The organism is Streptomyces spongiae (genome assembly GCF_009377185.1).
GTDB classification, from domain to species: Bacteria; Actinomycetota; Actinomycetes; order Streptomycetales; family Streptomycetaceae; genus Streptomyces; species Streptomyces spongiae.
In genome coordinates, this window is the sequence record NZ_VJZC01001092.1 from 1 (window position 1) to 1,173 (window position 1,173).

The following is a 1,173-nucleotide window of genomic DNA, read 5'->3' on the forward strand; positions in this document are numbered from 1 at the left end:
CGCCCCGCCCGCTCGACGCCGCCCTCGTCGGATACCTGCCCACTCCCCGGGACCTGGCCGCCTTCGCCGGACTGCCCCCGCACGCCGCACCCGGGCGGGAACAACTGCGCGCCCTGCTCTTCCCGGACGGCCGGGCCAGGCTGCTGGAGGACGTCACCACACCGCTCGGCAGGTCCGGTTTCGTCTCGCTCCCGGTGTTCGCCGACGAACTGGCCCCCGGCGGCGGCCTGGCCGCCCGTACCGCCCGCGCCGTCGAGTTCGCCGCGTCGCTCGGAGCACGGTGCGTGTCGCTCGCCGGCATGATCCCGTCCCTGACCGGCTACGGCTTCGACGTCCTGCGGGAGACCCCCGCGGCGACGGCGGCGCTCACCACCGGGCACGCGACGACGACCGTCTCGGTCGTCAAGACCGTCCACGCCGCGCTCGCGGCGACCGGTCGCGATCTTGCGGAGCTCACCCTCGCCGTCGTCGGCTGCGGATCGATCGGCACGTCGTCGCTGCGGCTGCTGCTGGCCCGCGGCCCCCGCCCACCGGCCCGGCTGCTCCTGTGCGACCTGCCCGGCAGCGGCCCTCGGCTGAGCCGCCTCGCCGCGGAGCTGTCCGCCGACCACCCGACGACGCGCGTCCAGGTCGTCGAGTCCGGCCGCGGCCTGCCCGCCGAGGTGTACGAGGCGGACGTCGTCGTCACCGCGGTCAGCGGCCCGACGACACTGCTGGACCCCGACCGGCTACGGCCCGGCACGATCGTCGTCGACGACTCCTTCCCGCACTGCTTCGACACCGGGCGAGCCCTCGACCGTATGAAGGGCGCGCAGGACGTCCTCGTCGTCGGAGGCGGACTGCTCGCGCTCGACACCACCGAGACGCACGTACCGGAGGACCTCCGCTCCCTCGCCCTCACGGGCGGCCAGGGCCGAGGAGCCACCGCCGACCGCCACCAACTGCCCGGCACCCTCGCTTCATGCCGCCTGGAGTCGCTGCTGCACGCCCATCTCACCGGCCCCGGCCCCGGTCCCGTCCCCGGCCCCGGACGCCCGTCGCGGCCCGGCACGAACCCCACCCCGCCGCCCCTGATCCACGGCCTGGTCGACCTGCCGCGCGCCCTCGCCCACTGGGACGCCGCCGACACAGCCGGGATCCGACCCGCTCCCCTGCACCTCCTGGGCCATGTGG

General features: G+C 76.0%; 1 pseudogene. It reads left to right on the forward strand.

Features of this window, described 5'->3' with window-relative positions:
* Positions 1-1,173, forward strand: a pseudogene (locus FNH08_RS50330) (non-ribosomal peptide synthetase); the annotation flags it as partial.